Consider the following 22,661-nt stretch of genomic DNA (forward strand, 5'->3'; position numbering starts at 1 on the left):
CCTGCTTGATCGACTGTGCCGCCCGGCCCCCCGGGCGGCACACTGCATAAGACGCACTGCAAGACACAGTGCGACAGACGTACGTACGACGCTCACGGAGACGAGTTACTCATGGCCGCGAACAACCGCCGCATGTCCGGCAAGAAGGGCGCGCAGGTCGGCAGCGGCGGCAAGCGGCGCCGGGGCCTGGAGGGCAAGGGCCCGACCCCGCCCGCCGAGATGCGCAAGGGCCACGCCAAGCAGCGCGCCGCGGCCGCGAAGGCCCGCCGCGCCCAGGGCGGCCGCCCACAGCAGCGCCGGGGCGGCGGCAAGTCCGCCTCCGAGCTGGTCGTCGGCCGCAACCCCGTGGTCGAAGCGCTGCGCGAGGGCGTGCCCGCGAACACCCTCTACGTCCAGCAGTTCATCGACAACGACGAACGCGTCCGCGAGGCCCTCCAGCTCGCCGCCGAGCGCGGCGGCATCAACCTCATGGAGGCCCCCCGCCCCGAACTGGACCGCATGACGAACGGCCTCAACCACCAGGGCCTCGTCCTCCAGGTCCCGCCGTACGAGTACGCACACCCCGAGGACCTCGCCGACGCCGCCTACGACGAGGGCGCCGACCCCCTGATCGTCGCCCTGGACGGCGTCACCGACCCGCGCAACCTCGGCGCGGTCGTCCGCTCGGTCTCCGCCTTCGGCGGCCACGGCGTCGTCGTACCCGAGCGCCGCTCGGCCGGCATGACCGCAGGCGCCTGGAAGACCTCCGCCGGTACGGCCGCCCGCACCCCCGTCGCCCGCGCCACCAACCTCACCCGGACCCTGGAGGCGTACAAGAAGGCCGGCATCACGGTCGTCGGCCTCGCGGCGGACGGGGAGGCCGAGCTGGGCGACCTGGAGGCCCTGGACGGCCCCGTCGTCATCGTCGTGGGCAGCGAGGGCAAGGGCCTGTCCCGCCTGGTCGGCGAAACCTGCGACTTCCGCGTCCGCATCCCGATGCCCGGTGGCGCCGAGTCGCTGAACGCGGGCGTCGCGGCCGGAATCGTCCTGTACGAGGCGGCCCGCAGGCGCAGCTGAACAAGCGTCCGGAATTTCACCCTTGCGGGGGAATTCCGGCGCCCGTATGGCGTTCAGGGCGGCTTTGACGGGGTCCGGACACATCCGTCCGGTCAAGGCAGTGTCCTAACACCACGTCACTCGGTTAGATCCGTGTGGACACCAGAACACCCCGCACACCCACGGGGGACCGCTCGTCGGGATACGACGACGCTCCCGCGCTGAGCATGGTGAAGGTGCCGAGCGATCCGGCGCAGGTCATCGTCAACCACCCCAGCTTCCGCGTGCAGCTGGGCCCGTCGGCGAAACGCACCCAATCCCCGCGGATCGCCCGGCACCTGAGCGCCACCCAGGCCACCGCCCGCATGCCCGTCGTGGGCACGACCGGGCGGCGGCGCCCCGTCGTGTGGAGCGGCAGGTCCGCCCCCGACGACACCGGCGCCCACCGCCTCCTCCAGGCCGTGCGGGGCAACAGCGTCCGCCACGCCGACGAACCCGAGGCCGGCGCCACCCAGGTCCTCCCACGCGTCGGAACCACCGGCTACGCCGACACCTACGACGAGCTGGAACAGACCGTCGAAACCCCCGTCGTCGGCCACCAGCGCACCCCCGCCGACGCCGAAGGCACCCGCGTACTCCCGCACATGCGCACGGTGGGCGGCGCCTACGACGACCCCCCCTACGACGAACCCCCGTACGCGGACGACGACTTCGAGCCGTACGACACCCACGCGGAACCGTCCGACACCGACACCCCCCGCCCCACCAGAGCCCACGGCGACGACCCGGCCCGGCACGCCTACTACCCCGGCCGCCGGATGAACCTCGGAGTCGTCCTCCTCCCCCTGCGCATCTTCCTCGGCTTCATCTCCATCTACGCCGGCATGGGCAAACTGTGCGACCCGCTCTACTTCGACGGCGGCAAACGCGGCTCCATGGTCAAGTGGCTCAACACCCTCCACCCCTGGGAGGTCGCCGAGCCACTGCGCCAGTTCGCCCTGCACCACCCCGTCGGCTCCGGCCTGGTCATCGCCTTCCTCCAGGTGGCCGTCGGCGTCCTGACCGTCCTCGGCTGCTGGCAGCGCGTCGCCGCCGTGGTCGGCGCCCTGCTCTCGGCCGCCCTGATCGTCACCGTCAGCTGGAAGACCGTCCCCGCCTACGACGCCCCCGACATCATCTACCTCGCCGCCTGGTCCCCGCTGATCATCGCCGGTGCCCCCGTCTACTCCGTGGACGGCCGCCTCGCCGCCGGTGCCTGGCGCCGCCTCGGCCCCCGCGCCGACATCTGGGACCTGCGCCGCTACGTCCTGCGCCGCGGCGCCCTGATCACGGCCATCACCGTCGGCCTCACCCTCCTCGTCGGCTCCCTGTTCGGCGGCGCCGTGCGCGACTCCAGCCGCGTGGTCGTCCCCGGCCCCGGCGAGGCCCCCCGCAATAACCTCCCCGGCTCCCCGCTCCCGCAGGACACCGGCAAACGGCACAAGAAGACCCCGGCCGCCTCCAGCTCGCCCACGGGCGGCGCCACGGCCGGCGCGAGCCCCTCCGGCGCGGCGACGACCCCGGGCGCCACCCGGTCCGCCGGCGGTACGGCCAGGACCCCCAGCCAGACCCAGGGCACCACGGGCCAGACCCCGTCCCGCCCGTCCTCCCCGACCGGTGGCGCCCCGAGCACCACGGCGGGCCCGACGAGCACCGGCTCCTCGTCGTCCGGCGGCACCGGCAGCTCGGGCGGCTCCTCGTCCTCCGGCGAGCCGGGCCTGGTGGGCGGCCTGCTGGGCTGACGAACGGAACGAGAAAAGGAGAGGGCCCCGTACCAGTGGAGGTACGGGGCCTTTTCGGTGCTACCGGCCCAGGGTCGCCAATTCCTTGGCCGCCTCGGTCAGATCCTTGGCGGTGTCGATCGCCCGCCAGTACGCCCCCTGAGGAATCGGGAACCCGAAAAGCCTCCGCTCCCGGGCCAACCGGGGAAACGTCGTCCGCTCGTGATCCCCCCGCTCGGGCAGCATCGAGGCGAACTCGGGCGAGAAGACGTACACACCCGCGTTGATCTCGAACGTGGACGGCGGAGCCTCGATGAAGTCGGTGATGTGCCCGAACCCGTCGCTCTTCACCGCGCCCCAGGGGATACGCGGCCGGGCCAGGGCCAGGGTCGCCGTGGCATCCCGCTCGGTGTGGAAGTCGGCCATGTCCCGCAGGGAGAAGCGGGTCCAGATGTCGCCGTTGGTGGCGTACCAGGGCCGGTCGGGGCGGGGAAGATGCGCGGCGGCGTACTTCAGGCCGCCGCCACGGCCGAGTGGCTCGGTCTCGACGACGGTGGTGACGGAGACGGGCAGGTCGGCGGAGTCCAGCCACTTCTGCAGGACATCGGCGAGGTGGCCGCAGGAGACCACCACGTCGGTCACGCCTTCCTCGGCGAGCCAGGTCAGCTGATGGCCGATGATCGGAGTGCCCGTACCAGGGATCTCGACCATCGGCTTGGGCCGGTCATCGGTGTAAGGGCGCAGCCGGGAGCCCTGGCCACCGGCCAGGACCACGGCTTGAGTGGGGCGCGACGCGGCGTTGGGATGGGTCATGACCGCACTGTACGTGGCGCCCCGCTCGGGTCGGCCGGCAGCGACGCGCTCCTTCGGGAGCCGTTGTCCTCGCGAACCCTTCAAGGGCGAGGAAACGCCCCCCGAAGGAGCGCGTCACGATCCGGTGCGCCGGCGCTCAGCTGTGCGCGGCGAGCACACCCGACGCGAACGACGTGTCGCACACGGGGCGGGCGTAGGACTGGGCCACCGAGGCGCCGTACATGCGCGCCGCCGCCCGGCCCAGGGCACGGGCGATGCCCGAGCAGTGCCGGGCCAGCGAGGGGCGCCCGTTGACCGCCTGCTGGAGGTGGGTGAGGACGACCCCGGGGTTCTTCTGCTGGAGCTCGCCCATCAGCTGGTCGCGGAGCACGTCCTGCGGGGCGCGGGAGACCGACTTGGTGGAGACCTCCGCCGAGGAGACGTCCGAGGCGGCCAGCACCGAGCTGGAGGGGCTTCCCGTCCAGTTGACCCGGGTGACCGCGAGGGTTCCGGAGAGCACCAGGACGACGGGCAGGACTAGGGCGAGAGAGCGGCCGATACGGCGGGCAGGGCCGCCCCGATGGCCGCGTCGCGTCTGGGAGGTGGTGGAGTGCTTCACGCGTGTGAGGGTAGCGCGGGGTGATGATTTGGCGACATTGAGTCACCCCTTTGGGGGATGAGGAAGCGCCTTTTTCTGGGTAAGAGGTTGACGCGCCCCGCCCGAAATGATCGCTCTGCCGGGGTATGGCCGAAGGAACAACTCACACGAATGGGGCCCCGCGGCACTCCGCGGGGCCCCATTCGTCAACTTCCGCGCAAACGCGCTGCTCAGTCGGAGAGACGCTCACCCGTGGACGTCGAGAACACGTGGATCTCGCCCGGCCGCGGCACCACGTGCAGCGTGGAGCCCTTCTCCGGCACCTGGCGGCCGTTGACGCGGACGACCAGGTCCTTGACCTCGCCGCCGACCTCGGCGGTGCCGTAGACGTAACCGTCGGCGCCCAGCTCCTCGACCACGTTCACCGAGACGGCGAGACCGGCCGGGGCGTCCGCGCTGTCCTTCGTCAGGGACGCGGCGGTACCGCCGCCCAGCTCGACCACGTCGAAGTGCTCGGGCCGGACACCGACCGTCACCGTGCGGTCACCCTTGTCGGAGGCCGCCGTCAGGGCCTCACGGTTGACCGGGACGACGCTGTTGCCGAACTTCACGCCGCCGTCCGTGATCGGGACCTCGACCAGGTTCATGGCCGGGGAGCCGATGAAGCCGGCGACGAAGAGGTTGGCCGGGCGGTCGTACATGTTCCGCGGCGAGTCGACCTGCTGGAGCAGACCGTCCTTGAGGACCGCCACACGGTCGCCCATCGTCATGGCCTCGACCTGGTCGTGGGTGACGTAGACGGTGGTGATGCCGAGGCGGCGCTGCAGCGACGCGATCTGCGTACGCGTGCTCACCCGCAGCTTGGCGTCCAGGTTGGACAGCGGCTCGTCCATGAGGAACACCTGCGGCTCACGCACGATCGCCCGGCCCATCGCGACACGCTGCCGCTGACCACCGGAGAGGGCCTTCGGCTTGCGGTCCAGGTACTCGGTCAGGTCGAGGATCTTCGCGGCCTCCTCGACCTTCTGCCGGATCTCCGCCTTGTTGACGCCGGCGATCTTGAGCGCGAAGCCCATGTTGTCGGCGACCGTCATGTGCGGGTAGAGCGCGTAGTTCTGGAACACCATGGCGATGTCCCGGTCCTTGGGCGGCAGGTGCGTGACGTCGCGGTCACCGATGCGGATGGCTCCGCCGTTGACGTCCTCCAGGCCCGCGAGCATCCGCAGGGAGGTGGACTTTCCGCAACCGGACGGGCCGACCAGGACGAGGAACTCGCCGTCCTCGATCGCGATGTCGAGCTGGTCGACGGCGGGCTTGGTGGAACCCGGGTAGATCCGGGTCGCCTTGTCGAACGTGACAGTGGCCATGGTGAATGGGCCCCCTTCTACCGGCAGGAACGTGCCGGACGATCCGTTGTAGGAAGGTGGTGGTAGTCCACACGAGTGAACACGGGTGAACTGGCTCAGGACGCTACCTGGCGTTCGCTCGGTCTGTCAGTACCCCTACGACTGTGAACTTCGCGGAAATTTTCGACGGGACCCGCCGCGGACCTGGGTACACTGCACGGGCACCAGATGCACGCCTCCTTAGCTCAGCTGGTCAGAGCGCCGCTCTTGTAAAGCGAAGGTCGTCGGTTCGAATCCGACAGGGGGCTCTGGAAAACCAGCTCTGACCTGGGGTTTATCCCAGGCGAGACGCTCTTTCGGCCTCGGACTCCGCGTCCGGGGCCGTTTGCGTGAGCGGTGCGTGAGCGGTGCGTGAGCGGATGAGCCGCCACGGCTTCTTCGCACTGCCGGAGGCGACAGGCGTGACCGTGCGCCTCAAGCACGCCGCCACCGAACGCATCCCCCACCACCTCACCCACGGCGATGAGCACACCGGCAGGACAGGGACGGGTCCGGGTTCGCCGTGCTCCTGGACGCCGCACTCACCGCGGTGGCCTTCGCGATGCACTGGCACCGCACCCGCCAGCTCACCCAGCCTCCAGGCCAAGCGCCGCTTCGCCCATTACCTCCGGGAGACGGTGCCAGAGCATGCGGAGCGCATCCCGGCCGACCCTGCCTGGGGCATGAAGCCTGAACTCGCCGACGTCCCGGGACTTCCCGAGTTGTGACCAATATGTTCCGGGCCGCCTCCACCGTCGCCGAAGCCATCGCCACGCGCAGGGCCCTGGACGCTATTTCGACGTCTCCGACACCATGCCGGTCACCCTCGGTGACGCCCGCATATGGTCTGATGCCCAATAGCAACGAAATGCGACCAGACCGCACCCCTCTTACGATGATCCATGGAGGCCGAGCGTATGGACGAATCCCCCGTAAGCGACACGCTGTCACCACGGTAGGGCGGTCCTCGATGGCTGCATCCACGGGCCGCTACCCCTATGCCTTCCATATCGCCCTCGATGGCAACGGTCTGAACGGTCTGGAGGGGGCGGCCGGTGTCTGCGTCTTCCGCTACGACCCGGACAGCGGCGAGTACGCCTACCGCGTGCAGTACTACGACGGCGTGGCCGGCGGCCATGCCGTCAGCATCGCGCCCGACCGGAGGTTCGGGTTCCTCGGCAATGCCGGGCAACAGCTCCTGTTCTACGACGTCCACTCGCTGGACGAGTGCGAGCGGGTCTCCACCCTGCGGTTCGAAACCCCTGACGCGTCCATCAAGAGCAGCACGCACATGGTGTGGCTGGACAACACCCAGGGTGTGACGGCCATCGGCGACGGCCTCTGGCTGGTGGACCTCGACCGTTCGACCAAGGCCGAGCGCATCGGCGATCACCTGCTCAAACTTCCGCATGCCATGAAACGCACCGCCTCCGGCCGCTACCTCGTGTACGGCGGTATGGACCATCCGGGTCAGGGGGAGGCCGCGGAGGTCGGAATCTTCGACCTCGAACATCGCGTCGCCCGGCGGATCCCCCTGCCGACGACCTGCTGGCACGTGGCCTGCCATCCCTATGAGGACGTCTTCTACGCACTGTCCTTCCGGGTCCATCCTCAGGAGGGCCGGGACTGGCACGAATGGGCCATGGCCTACTTCAAGGAGTACGTGTTCGAGATCGACGCCGGCAGCGGGCAGGTCCTGCGGCACTGGACCTGCGGTCAGAACGTGCCCGCGCACATCAACTCGGACGTGTGTGTCTCCGACCGCGAGCTGATCTACTGCAACGGCGGCAGCGGCACCATCGTCATGATCGACCTCGACGACTTCACCTCGTACCGGGTCATCGACGAACGACCAGGACTGTCCGCACAGGTGCGCTCCGCACGCCAGGCCGCCCGGCAGGTCACCGACGCCTTCACCCGGGGATCCCTCATCCCGAGCAGCAGACATTTCGTCGGCGCGCTGCGCGTCACGCGCGGCACACTGCTCGACTCGGTCTACGCCTGTCAGCTCTCCGCTGACCAGAAGCTGCTGTTCACGGCCAACCGCGGGCTCAACACGATCACCGTGTACGACTATCCGGCCAATGCCGTGCGCCTGCGGGTCGAGATGCCGGAACTGCGCGCCTACCTTCCCGATCTGCCTGTGTGGACGGATCCCCGGCTGGGGTTCCACCACAGCACCCTGTTGAGCCCGGTCCCGGAGCCTGCCGGGGCCCGATCCGAGGAGTACCCATGAGCACTGAGACGACCGAAGAGCTGACCACCGAACTCCGGCGAAGCTGGGAACACTTCCGGACCGCAGCCGTCCGGATCGGCGAACTCCAGACCGCGATGTGGGGTGACTGTGCGGAGTTGATGACCGGGCTGTTCAACGGCAAACCCACCTGGGGCGACGTCAACAGGGCGTACTGGCAGTTCGTCGGCGACGAGGGCCTGAAGTACGCCGCGGCGCTGAGTGGACTCGGCATCGACTACGCCAGGAACGTGACCGAACTGACCCGGGAGTACGAACAGCGCCTCTGGGAGCAGTTGCGCGCGTCCGCACCGGGAGCCGCACCGGACAACGGGGGTGGCGGGGGCGCAACGGCCGGTCCCTCGCCCCGTTCCAGGGGCACCAAGCGATGACGGCGGGGGTCAGCTCGGCGTTCCGGCCCCCTCGTCGGCTCCCTCGTCCGGGTCCAGCGGTCCGGGAACGAGCACCCGCGTGCTCATGACCTCCGGTTGCGGCCGCAGCCCGGACCTGACCCGGTCCAGCACGTGCGGGCTGGTCACCAGCCAGCCGAGCGCCTCGGCGAGCGCCTGGCGCGCGGGGCGCGGCGTGTACCCGAGGGCAGCGGCCTTGTCGTGCCGGTACCAGTAGTACCGGCCCATCGTCCGGGCCTCCGCGCGGGTGGTCGCAGGAGGCCGGGCGCCCAGCACGGCCCGGATCTCCGCCAGTGTCGCCGTCAGGTACGCGGCAGTATGCGTGGCCGTGGCCCACGGCCCGTGGGTGCCGCACAGCTCGGAGACCGTCTGGTGGATGGTCCGCCACGCCCAGTTCTCACCGCCCAGCAGATAGCGTTCCCCGGCGGTTCCGTGCTCCGCGAGCAGTACGTGGCCGTGGGCGACGTCCCGGACGGAGACGATGTTGCATCCGCCGGGGTAGGTGGTGCGCAGTGGATCGGCCAGATACCGGGTGAGCAGCGCGTTGCTGGGTACCAGCCGCCAGTCGGGACCCCCGACCACGATGGTCGGGCAGGCGGCCACCACCTCCAGCCCCAGTTCGGCGCCCAGCGCGAACGCTGCCCGTTCCTGCTCCAGCTTGGTGAGGAAGTAGTCCGGCAGATACTCCTCGCCGGGCACCCCGTCCTCGCCGCGGGACGCCGGTCCGTCGGACGAGCCGCAGGTGACCGACGACGAGGTCACCACCACCCGCCGGACCCCCGCCGCCGCTGCCGCCCGCAGCACCTCACGGGTGCCTTCCACATTGGCTCGGGCCAATTCCTCCCGCGTGATGTCCCAGTACGCGAAGACGGCGGCACAGTGGAACACCGCCTCGCAGCCCTCGAACGCGGGCCGCAAGGTGGCGGGAGCCTGGAGATCCGCGTGGACCACAGGGACGTGGAGCGCGTGCAGGTGCCGCGTGTCGCTGTCCCGGCGGACCAGCGCCCTCACCTCGTGGCCGGCCCGCAGCAGGGCGCTCACCACCTGGGCACCGACAAGTCCGGAGGCTCCGGTCACACACGCTTTCACAGTGACTACCTCGCTCCCCTGTCCCGGGCCGCGGCCTCGCGCAGCCCCTGCCAGAAACCGCTGACCGCGGGACGCAGCTCTTCCCGCAGATCGGCAAGCAGCCCGAAACGGGACGGGACGTCGTCGGGCGCGACATGCCAGAAGCCGTCCGGCCCCAGCCGCCCCGGCAGCCTCGACACGGCCAGGGCCTGCGATGCGGCGTTCCGTACGAGCCGGGCGGCCTCGGTCAGGCGCTGGGTGGGCAGTTCGGCGGCCAGCATGTCGTCATGCTCCTCCCAAGCCCGGCCGATCCGGTACGGCCGGCCCTCGTACCGCGCCTCGAAGTTGTCGAGCGTGCGGATGAAGAACCGCTGGTAGGCATCCTGTACCAGCGGGTCCCTGAGCTTCGGCCGGGTTTCGGGACGGAACACCTGCCAGGACAGCGGCAGCGTGAACCGCTGGCGCACCCGGATCACGATCCGGGTCCTGGCTCCGCCGTCAGCCGCGAAAAGGGCCACCGAACCGTCGTCGTAGTCGGCGGAGCCGTTCGGGCTGTGAACCGTTCGCCAGGCGATCCGCTGCGACTGCTCCTCGTAGGTGATCGACTCGAGCTTGCAGACATCGATCGGCGGACCACCGTAGAACGCCATGTAGTTCGGCTGCGCCAGATACAGGTTTCGTTCGATCTGGCGGGTGGGTCGCCCCTGCGCGTCGCGGGACACCACGTGGACCCGTCCGCCCAGGTAGTCGGTCATGTAGCTGATGGACCGGCTGATATCCACCCGGCGCACGAACTCCGCGTACGGTGCGTTGACGGTGCGTTCGCACCCGAAGAGGATCGAATTTCCCAGGTGTTGCCACCGCATCAGCCAGGCGTCCGCCGGAAGCGCGTCGATCACTCCTTCCAGCGGCCGGAGGAGAGCATTGATCCGGTCGAAGTCGCCGTGGGTATAGGCGTCCGGGTCGACGGCGAGGGAGACGTCCCGGCGCCGGATCTTCTCCTTCCCGTACCCGGTACGCCAGGCGCGAACGGTGGACGACGCGGACGCGGCTGCCCCGATCGCCGCACAGAGGGCAGCAGAAGCCGCCGGGTTCTCGTCCGCGCTGCGGATCAGCGTGGCGAGTGTGCGAGAAAGCCGTGCCAGCGCGGGATCGGTGATGGCCGCCGTGTCCGAGGTCACCTGCCAGGAAGCGATGCTGAACAGCCGGTGGACCCGGCCGTCCGGGGCGAGTCGGCGCACCGCCTCGACCAGGGCCCTCGGAGGATTACGCCATCCCTGGTACGGCGTCAGATCCCCGACGAGGTGATAGTCGTCCGGCAGACCGCGGGCGCTGAGGACCCGCGCGTTCAGTGGCGATGAGGCAGGATCGACACGCATGAGCAGTGCACCGGCCATGTCCGCCAGCGCACCGTCCGGTGCGGCGATGACCGTCCCCGTTCCCAGTGGCTTGCCCACGTGTGAGCCGGCGCACCCGTGACTGCTCACCACCGCGTCGATGATGTGGAAGTCCGGTGCGTAGGAATCCAGCAGATCCACGATGACCTCGGCGCCGTCGCGCCGTGCCCGGTAGTGATGGTGCTTGTCGGCGTGGGGCAGCACACCCAACAGATTGGCCAGGCAGAGGGCGTACCCGAACTCCGGATGGGTGCTGTTCTTCGCGATGTTGATGCGGAAGTCCGCTTCCAGCCAGGCGCGCGCCATTCCGCTGCCGTGCAGCACGCTGGAAGCCGGGAACCCACCCGGTTCGATGTCCTCGGACAGATCTACGATCCGATAGGCGTTGCCTCGGCGGGTACGACCGGCGTAGCCGAGCCGGCGACAGGTCTCCAGTAGCCCGGGGCCCTTGAGCCATACGTCTGGACCGCAGCGGGCGGCTCCGACAGTGATGTCTCCGTAGCCTCTGTCACACAGCAGGTCGATCAGGTGCTCCACGAGCACGGCGCTGACTGCGGTCGTCGGGTCGCCGTACGCGGATGTCCCCGGCGTCAGGATCACCGCCAGCCCGCCTGGGTCGCCACCTGCACGTTCGGCGAGACGCTGCCAGAGTCCGGCCCGGGTGACCGCATCCGCCAGCAAACCCTCGGGCGAAAGCGGCCGGGTCCGGGTGGACCGGACCACCGCGACCGTGGTCATGCCGTCGGCCTCTTCGTGGGAGATCACCGCCATGGCCTCCGCTCAGGGGCGCGTCGTCCGATGGTGCGCCCGGTCGGCCCAGTGCATTTGCCCAAAAACGACCAAACAGGCGCAAAATGCGATGTTACTGCGCGGAGGACGGATGCATGCCGGGACGCGCCTGCAGCAAACTCCAACAGGTCGGTGGTGGAGGGTGGTGACGGTGATAGTTGGCCGCCGACACTCAGGCCGGCCCGTTCAGTGCCTGCCCGCCACCCAGTCCGCCGCCTTCGCCAGCCGGGAGCTCTCCAGCCCCGGCCGAAGCCGTTCGCGCTGGTCGGCGGTGCGATACGTGGCGTACATGCCATGCACGCCCAGCCAGCGGAAGGGTTCCGGCTCCCACTTGCGGACCTTGTGGTTCACCCAGGGCAGGTCGGTCAGTTCGGTGCGGCCGCCCTGGCCGGAGTCCTGCTGGACCAGGTCGCGCAGGGTGCGGGCGGCCAGGTTGGCGGTGGCGACGCCGGAGCCGACGTAGCCGCCGGCCCAGCCGAGGCCGGTCGAGCGGTCCAGGGTGACCGTCGCACACCAGTCGCGCGGCACCCCCAGCACGCCCGACCAGGCGTGTTCCACCCGGACCCCGGCCAGGGAGGGGAAGAAGCGGGTCAGGATCTCGCGCAGGGCCTCGATGGTCGCCGCCTGTGTGCGGCCGTCGTTGTCGGTCTTGGAGCCGAAGCGGTACGGCACTCCACGCCCGCCGAGTGCGATACGGCCGTCTGCCGTGCGCTGGGCGTACATATAGGCGTGGGCCATGTCGCCGAGGGTCTCGCGGCCCTCCCAGCCGATGGCCGACCACTGTTCCTCGGTCAGCGGTTCGGTGGCGATCATCGAGGAGTTCATCGGCAGCCAGGTGCGCTTCTGGCCCTTGAGGGATGCCGTGAAACCCTCGGTGCAGCGCAGGATGTACGGGGCGCGGACCGTGCCGTACGGGGTCACCGCGTGTTTGGGGCGGATCTCCGTCACCGGTGTCGATTCGTGGATCGTGACGCCGAGGGCATCCACCGCCGCCGCCAGGCCCTTGACCAGTTTCACGGGGTGCAGCCGGGCGCCGTGGGGGGTCCAGGTGGAGCCGACGGCGTCGGCGACGCGGATCCGTTCGGCGGTCTCCCGGGCGCCGTAGAGTTCGCGGTCCTTCTCGCCGTAGGACAGCTCGTGCTCGTGGAAGGCCTTGAGGCGGGCCAACTGGGCGGGTGTGGTGGCCACTTCGAGGACGCCGCCCTGGTGTACGTCGGCGTCGATGCCTTCGGTCCCGGTCACGGCGATCACCTCGGCGACGGTGTCGTTCATCGCCTGCTGCAGCCGTACGGCGGCCTCGCGGCCGTGGAGTGCGGCGTAGCGGTCGCGGCCGGCGATGCCGTTGTAGAGCCAGCCGCCGTTGCGGCCGGAGGCGCCGTAGCCGCAGAACTTCTGCTCCAGGAGGGTGATGCGCAGGAAGGGGGCGGCCTTCTTCAGGTAGTACGCGGTCCACAGGCCGGTGTAGCCGCCGCCGACGATGACGACGTCGGCCGTCGCGTCCCCGGACAGAGGTTCGCGGACCGGGGGGAAGCCGTCGTCCGTGTACCAGTAGGAGATTCCGCCGTTGACGACGCTGCTTGCCGAGCTGCTCATGGCCGGGACGTTAACTCCTGAGAGTGGTCAGTGTCTCCTTCGGATTCCATGCTTTTCCGCGGCCTCTGGCCAGCGGATAGCAGGCCAGGCCGATCAGCAGGGACACGAAGTGTCCGAATTCGGTGAAGGTGCGCCCCTCGGCCAGTGGGAGGGCGAAGACGACGAGTACCACCACGAGGTAGGTGTATCGCCAGGGTGGGGCGATGCGGTAGGTGAGGACGCCGACGATGCCGGCGAGGGCGTAACTGACGCCGATGTCGAGGGTGTTGACGGCGGAGTGCGGGGCCATGCCGTCTCGGATGGCCTTCAGCAGTGCCAGCTCGCTGATCAGTGTGGCCAGGACGTGCGCCAGGGCGCACACCGTGAGCCAGCGGGCCGTGCCGAGCCAGCGTTCGGCGGGTGCGTGGAACACGGTGTACAGCACGACGTAGGGGAGCCAGTGGCCGCTGTCGATCCACAGGGCGCTCGCGACCAGCACGCGTACCGGGTTGCGTGACAGTTCGTGGATGTTGGTCGACCGTTGCCGCAGGAAGTGCTGTTCGAACTCCGGCGACATCTGGTGCAGTGCGACGGTCGTGACGAAGAGGACTGCCAGCCACACGTACGTGCCGGGGGAGCGGCGGATGTACGCCCATACGCCGTTGAGGCCCCGGTTGATTCGCATGAGCCGATTCACGCACGCCGGTGTCGTCCGGTCCGTGATCGACATTCCCGGCGATCTCGTGGATGCGAGTCCGGGTGCGGGGTCAGGTCACCGATTCCACGACCGGTTCCTCCGCCGCCGCCGCGTGTTCGGGGGCCTTGGCCGTCACCATCAGGCCGGCGGTGAGGCCTGCCAGGAGCATGACGGCGGCTGCCCACCAGATGGCGACGGTGTAGCCGTGGACGACGCCGGCCGGGATGACGAGGGCCTTGGGGGCGCCGGTGCGCAGGTGGGCGGTGATGTAGCCGGCGCTGGTGCTGGTGGCGATGGTGTTGAGCAGCGCTGTGCCGATCGAGCCGCCGACCTGCTGGGCGGAGTTGACGGTCGCGGAGGTGACGCCGGAGGTGGCGGTGGCGAAGACCGGCATGAAGGTCAGGCCCATGCCGAGGCCCATGAGGAGCAGGGCGGGGAGGATTTCGGTGGTGTAGGAGGAGCCGACCTGCATGCGGGTGAGCAGGAGGAGGCCGCCGGCGGCGAGGAGCATGCCCGGGACCATCAGGGTGCGCGGCGGCACGTGGTGCAGGAGGCGTGCGGAGATCTGGGTGGAGCCGGTGATGATCGCGGCGGTCAGGGGCAGGAAGGCGAGGCCTGCCTTGACGGGCGAGTAGCCGAGGATGACCTGGAGGTGGTAGGTCATGAACAGGAACAGGCCGAACATGCCGATCACCGCGAGCATCATGGTCAGGAAGCAGCCCGCGCGGTTGCGGTTGGCAACGAGGCCGCCGCAGCCGAGGAGGACGCCGGGTACGTCGAGGCGGGCTTCGCGGTGGCCGGGGCGGTCGTGGAGGAGGGCGGAGGCGCCGATGACCGCGAGGACGGCGATGGGCACGTTGACGTAGAGGCACCAGCGCCAGTCGAGGTACTCGGTGAGGAGGCCGCCGACGATGAGGCCGATCGCCGAGCCGCTGCCGGCGAGGGCGCCGTAGATGCCGAAGGCCTTGCCGCGTTCGTGCGGGTTGGTGAAGGTCGTGGTGAGCAGGGAGAGCGCGGAGGGCGCGAGGACGGCGGCGAAGACGCCTTGGAGGGCGCGGGCGCCGAAGAGCATGCCGGAGCTGGTGGCGACGCCGCCGAGGGCGGAGGCGACGGCGAAGCCGATGAGCCCGATGACGAAGGTGCGTTTGCGTCCGACGAGGTCGGCGATGCGGCCGCCGAGCAGGAGCGGGCCGCCGAAGGCGAGGGTGTAGGCGGTGATCACCCTCCCCCACTGCCTTAAGGGCGTGGGGGCACCCCCAGCCGGTTCTGTCGGACATGTGCAGGGCGTGCTGGGCGGAGGGGAGCGCGATGTTCACGATCGTCGCGTCCAGGACGACCATCAGCTGGGCGAGGGCGATGACGACGAGGCCCCACCAGCGGTGCGGATCCGTGTCTTCGGGGGCCGTCGTGGGGGTGCCGGTGTCACCCGTTCGGCCGATACTCATCTGGCCAGAAGACTACGAATCGGGGCGTATTACATCCGGTTTCCTCGTTTTCGGCGGGCGTTTCATGGCTCCAGCACCACCTTTCCGATCGTGCCGCGGTTCTCGAGTGCGCGGTGTGCGGCGGCCGCCTCCGTGAGCGGGAAGCGGGTGATGGCCGGGCGCAGCCGGCCGTGGGCGGCCTCGGCGAGCGCGCGCAGTTCGAGCGCGCGCAGGCCGCCCGCCTTGCTGAGCATCGCCGGGCCCAGTACCGACTCGGAGACGCCCTCGGTGAAGTGGCCCGCACCGTCCCCGATGCCCTCCGCGGACCAGCCGAAGACGAGGTGCCGTCCGCCGGGTCCGAGCAGGGCGACGGCCTGCCGGGCCACTTCGCCGCCGACGCCGTCGTAGACGAGGTCGGCCGGGCGGCCGCCGAGGTGGGCGCGGATCTTCGCGGGCCAGGTGGTGTCGGTGTAGTCGACGGCGAGGTCGGCGCCGTTCGCCTGGACGCGGGCGGTCTTCTCGGGGCCGCCCGCGAGTCCGACGACGGTGGCGCCGGCGTTCTTGGCGTACTGCACGAGCAGGGTGCCGATGCCGCCGGCGGCGGCCGGTACGACGACCACGTCGTCCGGTCCCGGCTCGGCGAACTGCACGATCCCCAGCGCCGTACGCCCTGTGCCGATCATGGCGACGGCCGCGGCGAAGCCGAGGGTGTCCGGGATCTCGTGCAGGCGGTCGACGTCGGTGACGGCGAGTTCGGCGTAGCCTCCGGGCGCGAAGCCGAGGTGGGCCACGACGCGCCTGCCGAGCCAGAGCCCGGCGACGCCGTCGCCGAGTGCGTCCACGACTCCGGCGACTTCCCGGCCGGGCACGGTCGGCAGCGCGGGCCGCTCGGGCAGTGGGCCCTGGTGTCCCGCGCGCAGGGCCGCGTCGAGCAGGTGCACCCCGGCCGCGGCGACGGCGATCCGCACCTGACCGGGGCCGGGTACCGGGTCCTCGGTCCGCTCGTAGGTCAGGTTCTCGGCCGGGCCGAAGGCGTGCAGACGGACGGCGTGCATGGTGATCCCCCTGGAGGACGACTGTCTCTTCCCGGCCCAGCCTCCGACCTCAAGCACGCTTGAGGTCAAGCGCGGGCCGACCGAGGATCAGGGACACCGCGGTGACCGCGCTGTTGAAGGACACCTCCGACAGCACGCCCGCCGCCGCGACCGAGTCGCCCACGAGGTAGACGCCGTCGCCGCGGTCCACCGCGGGCCGGTCCCGCCAGCCGTTCCCCGGCAGGTCCAGCGCTCCGGTACGGCCGTCCGCGACGGCCTCCCGTCGCCAGGTCAGCCGCTCCCGCCAGCCCTTGAAGCCCAGGTCGAGCAGCTCCTCGGCGCGGGCGAGGCCGTCGGCCCGGGATTCGCCCGGCCCGATCGGGAACTGTCCCTGGATCAGCTGCTGCCCGGCCGGTGCGAGGGAGTGGTCCGGTGCCGTGCACCGCTCCAGCCAGCCGGTCGCGTCGAGGTCCGAGAGGATGAAGGGGTCACCGCGCCGGGTGCGCACGGCCAGGTCGAGCAGGACGGTACGGCCGCTGGGCCAGGTCAGTGAGTTGTCGCCGAGCAGCCGCCGGGCGGCGGGCAGGGAGGTGGCGACGACCACGGGTGCGTCGGTGGGCAGGGTGTCGACGCGGGACAGCGTCTCGACGCGCACGCCCAGGTTCCAGGCCCGCGCGGCCATCCGCTCGATCAGGGAGGCCCAGCCGCCGACCGGGTAGTGGGCCTCCGGCGGCAGTTTGGTGGCCCGGCGCAGGCGTTCCTGCACGAACGCGGCGGACAGGGCGCCCGGGTCGTGGTGGAAGAGGTTGACGGCCGCGTAGTGGGCCGCGGCGCGGGCGCCTTCCTCACCGGCGACAGCGGTCGCCCAGCTCTGGAAGTCGGCGTCGACCGGGGCCTGCCGGATGCCGGGGCGCAGCAGCTTCAGCATGCCGAAGGGCGGGGTGCGGCGCAGTACGCCGTGGTGGCGCAGCCGCAGCCGGGCCGCCTCCAGTGGCGGGATCGGGGCGAGCGGGCCGATCAGGTCCCGCTGTTTGAGCCAGGTCCAGTGCGGGCCGCCGTTGTAGAGGGCGTGGGGGCCTTCGTTGGTGCGGTACGGGCCCTCGGCGGTGCGGGCCCGGCCGCCCAGGGTGTGATGGGCCTCGTACAGGGTGACCGTGGCGCCCGCCTCGGCGGCGGTGATCGCGGCGGTGAGTCCGGCGAAGCCGCCGCCGATGACGGTGATGTGGTGCGTGGGGCGGTGCGTGGGTCGTTGCATGGGGTGGCGCATGGGTGGGCCCCTCCCTCGGGTCGGTTCATCCGGTCCGTGCGTACGGCTGTTGGTCCGTGAGTAGGACTGTTCGGCGGGGCCGGAATGTGACATCGCCGGGATATGCCCAGGTCAGGGCGATTGTCAGTGGTGGGGTGCAGCATGGGGGCATGGCGAGGAGAGCGACAGGCAGCCGTCCGGCGGGGCGGGCAGGGGTGAAGGGCGCGCGGCGGCCGGAGCTGCGGCTGCCGCCCCTGGAGCCCTGGGCGCAGGGGGAGTTGGAGCCCGACGGGGACTACGACGGCTTGGAGTTCCGGGACGCCGACCTGACCGGACAGGACGGTGTGGGCGCCCGGTTCATGGACTGCGCGCTGACGGGCTGCGCGGTGGACGGGACGGCGCTGGGCCGGGCCAGAGTGCTGGACTCGGTCCTGACCGGACTGCGCGGGGTGGGCACGCATCTGGCCGAGTCCACGTTCCGGGACGTGGAGCTGATCGACGCCCGGCTGGGCGGCACGCAGCTGCACGGGGCGGTTCTGGAGCGGGTCGTGGTCCGCGGCGGCAAGATCGACTATCTGAATCTGCGCGAGGCCGGCCTCAAGGACGTCGTGTTCGAGTCCTGCGTCCTGGTCGAGCCGGACTTCGCGGGCGCGAGCCTGGAGCGGGTGGAGTTCGTCGACTGCGCGCTGAGAAAGGCCGACTTCGGCAGCGCGACACTGAAGGACGTGGACCTGCGTGGGGCCGCTCCGCTGGAGATCGTGCGGGGCCTCGACCGGCTGTCGGGTGCGGTGATCAGCACCGGGCAACTACTGGATCTGGCACCGGTGCTGGCGGCGGAGCTGGGGATCCGGGTGGAGTAGGGAGGCTCGGCCCCGCGGTGTTCACGGCAGGCGCGGAAAGCGGGCCTGCAGGGTCCAGATCGCCGGGTTCTCCGCCAGCTCCTCATGGAGGTCGGTCAGGTCGGCGATCAGGTCGTGCAGGAAGTCGCGGGCCTCGCGGCGCAGTTCGGCGTGGGAGAAGGACAGCGGGGACTCCTCGGCCGGCATCCAGTCGGCGGCGATGTCCACCCAGCCGAAGCGCCGCTCGAACAGCATCCGGTCGGTGGACTCGGTGAAGTCCAGCTCCGCCCGCTGCGGCCGGGCGGCGCGGGAGCCCATCGGATCCCGGTCCAGCCTTTCCACGATGTCGCACAGCGCCCACGCGAAGTCCAGCACCGGCACCCATCCCCAGGCTGTGGACAGCTCCCGGTCCGTCTCGGTGTCCGCGAGATACACATCACCGCAGAACAGGTCGTGCCGCAGCGCGTGGACGTCCGCGCGGCGGTAGTCCGTCTGCGGGGGGTCGGGGAAGCGGTTGGAGAGGGCGTAGCCGATGTCGAGCACGGGAGAGATGGTGTCACGCCCCAGCGGGAGCACCGGCACCACGGATCACTCGAACACCCGGCACTTAAGATCACTGACATGTCCAGATCCGTGCGCCTTGTCCCGGCCGCCGCGGCCACGCTCGCCCTCGCCCTCACCGCCACCGCGTGCGGCGCCGGTGTCCACGGCACCCCGGGCGGCTCCGGCGTACGCGACCCGTACTTCCCGAAGGCCGGCAACGGCGGCTACGACGTCGGGCACTACGACCTCACCCTGGACTACACCCCCGCCGGCCGCCGTCTCACCGGCACGGCCGTCATCACCGCCCGCGCCACCCAGGACCTGTCCGCCTTCGACCTCGACCTCGCCGGACTGCACGTCGACTCGGTCACCGTCGAGGGCAAGGACGCCCGTTTCGAACGGGCCGGGCAGGAACTCACGGTCCGCCCGCACGACGACCTGAGCAAGGGCGAGACCTTCAGCACCACCGTCCGCTACTCGGGCACCCCGCGTACCCTCACCGACCCCGACGGCTCCAAGGAGGGCTGGCTGCCCACCGCCGACGGCGCCCTCGCCCTCGGTGAACCCGTCGGCTCCATGGCCTGGTTCCCAGGCAACAACCACCCCTGTGACAAGGCGACCTACGACCTCACCGTCACCGTCCCCAAGGGGCTCCAGGCCGTCTCCAACGGAGAGCTGACGGACCAGTCCACCGAGGGCGGCCGTACGACCTACCGCTGGCACACCGCCCAGCCCATGGCGAGCTACCTCGCCACGCTCTCCGTCGGCCACTTCGACCTCATCCGCGGCACCGGCCCGCACGGACTGCCGATCCTCACCGCCGTGGACCCCACCCAGGAGAAGGCGAGCAAGAAGGTGCTCGCGAAGCTCCCCGACATCATCGACTGGGAGGAGTACAACTTCGGCCCCTACCCCTTCTCCTCCACCGGAGCGATCGTCCCCGGCGCGGGCGACGCCGACTACGCCCTGGAGACCCAGAACCGGCCGACCGTCCCCGCAGACCACCTCGAGATCAGCACGCTCGTGCACGAACTCGCCCACCAGTGGTACGGCGACTCGGTCACCCCGAAGTCCTGGCAGGACATGTGGCTCAACGAGGGCTTCGCCACCTACGCGGAGTGGCTGTACCAGGAGGACCACGGCGGCAAGAGCACCCAGCAGACCTTCCTGGACCTCTACGACGGCGACAACGAGGCCATCTGGGCCTACCCGCCCGCGAAGCCGTCGAGCGCCGCCCACATCTCCGACAGCCCCGTCTACCAGCGCGGCGCGATGGTCCTGCAGAAGATCCGGCAGAAGGTCGGCGACGACGCGTTCTACGACATCATCCAGGGCTGGGCCGCCGCCCACCGCCACGGCAGCGCGAACACCGCCGACTTCACCGCGTACGTGGAGAAGAAGGCCCCGCACAAGGACTTCACCGAGATCTGGAAGGACTGGCTGTACGGCGACGGCAAGCCGGCCCATCCGTGACGCACCGGGCGTTAGTGTGCCGTTTCGTACGCGTCCAGCAGTCCCGCGAGCCCCGGCGGCCACACCGGCTCGGGGGCCTCGGCCAGGTCCCCTCTCATCCACCACCGCCGGCCGAGGATGCCGTCGGCCGTGTGGGCGGCGGCCGGCTGGGGGCCGGAGGGGTCCCGGCGCGGGCCATGGGCGACGTAGATGTGCTCGTGCTGGCGGACCGGAGTGCCCGTGTGGGTGAAGTCGTGTTCCCAGGTGCACAGCAGCGGGCCCGGCTCCAGGTCCGTCCAGCCGGTCTCCTCGGCCAGCTCCCGCAGGGCGCCCTCGCGCGGGGACTCACCGGCCTCCAGGCCACCGCCGGGCAGGGCCCAGTGGACGCCGACCTCGACGTTGTCGTACCGGAAGAGGAGCACGGCGCCCCGGGGGTCCACGACGGCGATCCGGGCCGCCTTCCTCGGTGCGCGCGGTCCGTCGCCCAGCACCTTGCGCAGTACGGCGCAGGGGCGGCCGTGGGCACGGTCGGGGCGGTGGTCGATCACCTCGTAGCCGAGGGTGGTCCAGAAGGCCAGGGCCTTGGGGTTGTTCTCGAGGACGGCGAGCCGTACGGCGCTGCGGCGGCCCCGTGCGCGGAAGCGGTCCTCGACGAGTTCCGCGAGGGTACGGCCGTGGCCCTTGCCGTGGTCTTCCGCGTGCACCATCAGCAGGCCGATCCACGGGTCCGGGTCGACGGGCTGGGGATGATGGGCGAGCGTGCCCGCGAGTCCGACGAGGCGTCCCTCCTCGGTGCGGGCGAGCAGCACCTCGGCGCCCGGCACGGCCAGGTCCTCGGCCAGCATCGCCGCGACCTGCTCGGGACGTACGTCGTCCGGATCGGGGAAGTCCCCACTGAGCCGGTGGAACTCGCGGTTCGACGCATACAGCGCGGTGAGTTCGGTCAGCAACGGGGCCGCGATGTCCTGGCCGGGGGAGAGGGGCTCGAGAATCACGCGGGGCAAACTATCGCCGGGGAGCCGTCGCCCACCTCCGGTTTTCCGCCGCCGCGGACCACGCGAGCCCGGCGGCCTCCGGCCGTGGCCCACCACGACCGGAGGCCGCCGCTCACCACGACCGGAGCGTCCGGCAGCATCCGTCAGACGTTGACGCCGAAGTCCTGGGCGATGCCGACCAGGCCCGAGGCGTAACCCTGGCCCACCGCGCGGAACTTCCACTCCGCGCCGTTGCGGTACAGCTCGCCGAAGACCATGGCCGTCTCGGTGGCGGCGTCCTCGGAAAGGTCGTAGCGGGCGATCTCGGCGCCGCCGGCCTGGTTGATGATGCGGATGTAGGCGTTGCGGACCTGGCCGAAGTTCTGGCCGCGGTTCTCGGCGTCGTAGATGGAGACCGGGAAGACGACCTTGTCGATGTCGGCCGGGAGCGCGGCCAGGTTGACGTTGATCGCCTCGTCGTCGCCCTCGCCCTGGCCCGTGCGGTTGTCGCCGGTGTGGACGATGGAGTTGTCCGGCGTCTGCTTGTTGTTGAAGAAGACGAAGTGCGCGTCCGAGTAGACCTTGCCCTGGGGGTTGACCGCGATGGCGGAGGCGTCCAGGTCGAAGTCCGTGCCGGTGGTGGTGCGGACGTCCCAGCCGAGGCCCACGGTGACGGCGGTCAGGCCCGGAGCCTCCTTGGTGAGCGAGACGTTGCCACCCTTGGACAGGCTTACAGCCATGTTGGGAGTCCCTTCCCTTGGGATATCTGTCGGATACCTGTGTATCTGTGCCGATGAAGCTACCGTCATCGGGAAGAACGTCGAGGGGGGTCCCGGTGGTTCCGGATCCCTTTACCTTTTTTACCGAGCGGGAGCCCCGGGGCGGAAATCCAGGTGACGTGGACCGGGCCCGGCCGGGAACATGGAGGGCATGTCCGGTCCTTACGTCATCCGTGGCTCCGTCTCGCTCCCCGAGGCCGAGCTGATGTGGCGTTTCTCCAGGTCGTCCGGGCCCGGCGGACAGCACGTCAACACGAGTGACTCGCAGGTGGAGCTGCGCTTCGACCTCGCCCGCACCGAGGCGCTGCCTCCGGTGTGGAAGGAGCGGGCGCTCGCGCGGCTCGCGGACCGGCTCGTCGACGGAGTGGTGTCGGTACGGGCCTCCGAGCACCGCTCCCAGTGGCGCAACCGCGAGACCGCCGCCGTACGCCTCGCCTCCCTCCTCGCGGAGGCCAGCGCGCCTCCGCCCAAGCCGCGCAGGCCGACCCGGATCCCCCGCGGCATCAACGAACGCCGGCTGCGGGAGAAGAAGCAGCGCTCGGAGACCAAGCGGGGGCGCTCGGGCCGGGACTGGGGGTGAGCGGACGGATGACCGTCACGTCTGCTGCCCGCCGTTCGCCGGTAGGGCTGTCAC

The 22,661-nt window shown here is 70.5% G+C and carries 19 protein-coding genes, 1 tRNA gene and 2 pseudogenes; 9 read left to right on the forward strand and 13 right to left on the reverse strand.

The window, feature by feature from the left end; genetic code table 11:
• The first annotated feature begins 111 nt into the window (after window positions 1–111).
• Window positions 112–1,056: a 23S rRNA (guanosine(2251)-2'-O)-methyltransferase RlmB gene (rlmB, locus tag ACWC0C_RS00625; protein ID WP_449197614.1), complete on the forward strand. Its 945-nt coding sequence runs from the start codon at window positions 112–114 to the stop codon at window positions 1,054–1,056.
• A 134-nt stretch (window positions 1,057–1,190) separates the two neighbouring features.
• Window positions 1,191–2,816 carry a DoxX family membrane protein gene (locus ACWC0C_RS00630; RefSeq protein WP_450860536.1) on the forward strand — a complete coding sequence of 542 codons (1,626 nt, stop codon included), beginning with the start codon at window positions 1,191–1,193 and terminating at the stop codon, window positions 2,814–2,816.
• A gap of 60 nt (window positions 2,817–2,876) precedes the next feature.
• Here ACWC0C_RS00630 and ACWC0C_RS00635 read toward each other — a convergent pair whose 3' ends face one another.
• The 3 genes from ACWC0C_RS00635 to ACWC0C_RS00645 all read right to left on the reverse strand — a co-directional run bounded on the left by ACWC0C_RS00635 (window position 2,877) and on the right by ACWC0C_RS00645 (window position 5,552).
• Window positions 2,877–3,608 carry a nucleotidyltransferase family protein gene (locus tag ACWC0C_RS00635; protein ID WP_450860538.1) on the reverse strand — a complete coding sequence of 244 codons (732 nt, stop codon included), beginning with the start codon at window positions 3,606–3,608 and terminating at the stop codon, window positions 2,877–2,879.
• A gap of 136 nt (window positions 3,609–3,744) precedes the next feature.
• On the reverse strand, window positions 3,745–4,206 hold the full coding sequence (locus ACWC0C_RS00640) for a hypothetical protein (protein ID WP_449197617.1): 462 nt from the start codon (window positions 4,204–4,206) through the stop codon (window positions 3,745–3,747).
• Window positions 4,207–4,415: 209 nt separating this feature from the next.
• Complete coding sequence (locus ACWC0C_RS00645; RefSeq protein WP_450860540.1) at window positions 4,416–5,552, reverse strand: ABC transporter ATP-binding protein; 1,137 nt, start codon at window positions 5,550–5,552, stop codon at window positions 4,416–4,418.
• A gap of 213 nt (window positions 5,553–5,765) precedes the next feature.
• On the opposite strand from ACWC0C_RS00645, the gene ACWC0C_RS00650 reads away from it, so the two are divergent.
• From ACWC0C_RS00650 to ACWC0C_RS00665, 4 genes and pseudogenes are all read left to right on the forward strand, one after another.
• Window positions 5,766–5,839, forward strand: a tRNA-Thr gene (locus tag ACWC0C_RS00650).
• Window positions 5,840–6,066: 227 nt separating this feature from the next.
• Window positions 6,067–6,250: pseudogene (locus ACWC0C_RS00655) on the forward strand (mobilization protein); the annotation flags it as partial.
• A 290-nt stretch (window positions 6,251–6,540) separates the two neighbouring features.
• Window positions 6,541–7,806, forward strand: a complete 1,266-nt coding sequence (locus ACWC0C_RS00660; RefSeq protein ID WP_450860542.1) for a hypothetical protein — start codon at window positions 6,541–6,543, stop codon at window positions 7,804–7,806.
• Window positions 7,803–8,195, forward strand: a complete 393-nt coding sequence (locus ACWC0C_RS00665; RefSeq protein ID WP_449197636.1) for a hypothetical protein — start codon at window positions 7,803–7,805, stop codon at window positions 8,193–8,195. The genes ACWC0C_RS00660 and ACWC0C_RS00665 overlap by 4 nt, the downstream gene beginning before the upstream one ends.
• A 9-nt stretch (window positions 8,196–8,204) precedes the next feature.
• Here ACWC0C_RS00665 and ACWC0C_RS00670 read toward each other — a convergent pair whose 3' ends face one another.
• The 7 genes and pseudogenes from ACWC0C_RS00670 to ACWC0C_RS00700 all read right to left on the reverse strand — a co-directional run bounded on the left by ACWC0C_RS00670 (window position 8,205) and on the right by ACWC0C_RS00700 (window position 17,449).
• Window positions 8,205–9,290 (reverse strand): NAD-dependent epimerase/dehydratase family protein, encoded by a 1,086-nt coding sequence (locus ACWC0C_RS00670; RefSeq protein WP_450860544.1) that lies wholly within the window; start codon window positions 9,288–9,290, stop codon window positions 8,205–8,207.
• A gap of 17 nt (window positions 9,291–9,307) precedes the next feature.
• Window positions 9,308–11,443: a DUF362 domain-containing protein gene (locus ACWC0C_RS00675; protein ID WP_450860545.1), complete on the reverse strand. Its 2,136-nt coding sequence runs from the start codon at window positions 11,441–11,443 to the stop codon at window positions 9,308–9,310.
• A 210-nt stretch (window positions 11,444–11,653) separates the two neighbouring features.
• Window positions 11,654–13,060, reverse strand: coding sequence for an NAD(P)/FAD-dependent oxidoreductase (locus tag ACWC0C_RS00680; RefSeq protein WP_450860546.1), 1,407 nt, complete (start codon window positions 13,058–13,060; stop codon window positions 11,654–11,656).
• Between the two features lie 10 nt (window positions 13,061–13,070).
• A complete protein-coding gene (locus ACWC0C_RS00685) occupies window positions 13,071–13,724 on the reverse strand; it encodes a rhomboid-like protein (protein ID WP_449197696.1) in 654 nt (217 codons plus the stop codon).
• A gap of 82 nt (window positions 13,725–13,806) precedes the next feature.
• A pseudogene (locus tag ACWC0C_RS00690) lies at window positions 13,807–15,181 on the reverse strand (MFS transporter).
• Between the two features lie 62 nt (window positions 15,182–15,243).
• A complete protein-coding gene (locus ACWC0C_RS00695; protein ID WP_450860548.1) occupies window positions 15,244–16,215 on the reverse strand; it encodes a zinc-binding dehydrogenase in 972 nt (323 codons plus the stop codon).
• Between the two features lie 49 nt (window positions 16,216–16,264).
• A complete protein-coding gene (locus ACWC0C_RS00700; RefSeq protein WP_450860550.1) occupies window positions 16,265–17,449 on the reverse strand; it encodes an NAD(P)-binding protein in 1,185 nt (394 codons plus the stop codon).
• 161 nt (window positions 17,450–17,610) lie between these two features.
• Here ACWC0C_RS00700 and ACWC0C_RS00705 point away from each other — a divergent pair, with 161 nt between their 5' ends.
• Window positions 17,611–18,300 carry a pentapeptide repeat-containing protein gene (locus tag ACWC0C_RS00705; protein ID WP_449197642.1) on the forward strand — a complete coding sequence of 230 codons (690 nt, stop codon included), beginning with the start codon at window positions 17,611–17,613 and terminating at the stop codon, window positions 18,298–18,300.
• A gap of 21 nt (window positions 18,301–18,321) precedes the next feature.
• On the opposite strand, the gene ACWC0C_RS00710 is transcribed toward ACWC0C_RS00705, so the two are convergent.
• Complete coding sequence (locus tag ACWC0C_RS00710) at window positions 18,322–18,822, reverse strand: hypothetical protein (RefSeq protein ID WP_450860552.1); 501 nt, start codon at window positions 18,820–18,822, stop codon at window positions 18,322–18,324.
• A 78-nt stretch (window positions 18,823–18,900) separates the two neighbouring features.
• On the opposite strand from ACWC0C_RS00710, the gene ACWC0C_RS00715 reads away from it, so the two are divergent.
• Complete coding sequence (locus ACWC0C_RS00715) at window positions 18,901–20,295, forward strand: M1 family metallopeptidase (protein WP_450860554.1); 1,395 nt, start codon at window positions 18,901–18,903, stop codon at window positions 20,293–20,295.
• Window positions 20,296–20,306: 11 nt separating this feature from the next.
• Here the strand turns inward: ACWC0C_RS00715 and ACWC0C_RS00720 are convergent, their stop codons facing one another.
• Together ACWC0C_RS00720 and ACWC0C_RS00725 are read right to left on the reverse strand one after the other, a co-directional pair.
• Window positions 20,307–21,269, reverse strand: a complete 963-nt coding sequence (locus ACWC0C_RS00720; protein WP_450860556.1) for a GNAT family N-acetyltransferase — start codon at window positions 21,267–21,269, stop codon at window positions 20,307–20,309.
• A 143-nt stretch (window positions 21,270–21,412) separates the two neighbouring features.
• Window positions 21,413–21,988, reverse strand: a complete 576-nt coding sequence (locus ACWC0C_RS00725) for a TerD family protein (protein WP_449197646.1) — start codon at window positions 21,986–21,988, stop codon at window positions 21,413–21,415.
• A gap of 181 nt (window positions 21,989–22,169) precedes the next feature.
• Here ACWC0C_RS00725 and arfB point away from each other — a divergent pair, with 181 nt between their 5' ends.
• Window positions 22,170–22,607, forward strand: a complete 438-nt coding sequence (gene arfB / locus ACWC0C_RS00730; protein WP_449197647.1) for an alternative ribosome rescue aminoacyl-tRNA hydrolase ArfB — start codon at window positions 22,170–22,172, stop codon at window positions 22,605–22,607.
• The last annotated feature ends 54 nt before the right edge of the window (window positions 22,608–22,661 follow it).

This window comes from Streptomyces sp. NPDC001709, assembly GCF_053596375.1.

What these genes read in the sequence shown, in the direction of transcription:
- rlmB (WP_449197614.1), top strand. Translation starts at nt 112, where the DNA reads ATGGCCGCGAACAACCGCCGCATGTCCGGCAAGAAGGGCGCGCAGGTC.
- ACWC0C_RS00635 (WP_450860538.1), bottom strand. Translation starts at nt 3,608, where the DNA reads ATGACCCATCCCAACGCCGCGTCGCGCCCCACTCAAGCCGTGGTCCTG.
- ACWC0C_RS00645 (WP_450860540.1), bottom strand. Translation starts at nt 5,552, where the DNA reads ATGGCCACTGTCACGTTCGACAAGGCGACCCGGATCTACCCGGGTTCC.
- ACWC0C_RS00660 (WP_450860542.1), top strand. Translation starts at nt 6,541, where the DNA reads ATGGCTGCATCCACGGGCCGCTACCCCTATGCCTTCCATATCGCCCTC.
- ACWC0C_RS00665 (WP_449197636.1), top strand. Translation starts at nt 7,803, where the DNA reads ATGAGCACTGAGACGACCGAAGAGCTGACCACCGAACTCCGGCGAAGC.
- ACWC0C_RS00680 (WP_450860546.1), bottom strand. Translation starts at nt 13,060, where the DNA reads ATGAGCAGCTCGGCAAGCAGCGTCGTCAACGGCGGAATCTCCTACTGG.
- ACWC0C_RS00685 (WP_449197696.1), bottom strand. Translation starts at nt 13,724, where the DNA reads ATGCGAATCAACCGGGGCCTCAACGGCGTATGGGCGTACATCCGCCGC.
- ACWC0C_RS00695 (WP_450860548.1), bottom strand. Translation starts at nt 16,215, where the DNA reads ATGCACGCCGTCCGTCTGCACGCCTTCGGCCCGGCCGAGAACCTGACC.
- ACWC0C_RS00700 (WP_450860550.1), bottom strand. Translation starts at nt 17,449, where the DNA reads ATGCAACGACCCACGCACCGCCCCACGCACCACATCACCGTCATCGGC.
- ACWC0C_RS00705 (WP_449197642.1), top strand. Translation starts at nt 17,611, where the DNA reads ATGGCGAGGAGAGCGACAGGCAGCCGTCCGGCGGGGCGGGCAGGGGTG.
- ACWC0C_RS00715 (WP_450860554.1), top strand. Translation starts at nt 18,901, where the DNA reads ATGTCCAGATCCGTGCGCCTTGTCCCGGCCGCCGCGGCCACGCTCGCC.
- ACWC0C_RS00725 (WP_449197646.1), bottom strand. Translation starts at nt 21,988, where the DNA reads ATGGCTGTAAGCCTGTCCAAGGGTGGCAACGTCTCGCTCACCAAGGAG.
- arfB (WP_449197647.1), top strand. Translation starts at nt 22,170, where the DNA reads ATGGAGGGCATGTCCGGTCCTTACGTCATCCGTGGCTCCGTCTCGCTC.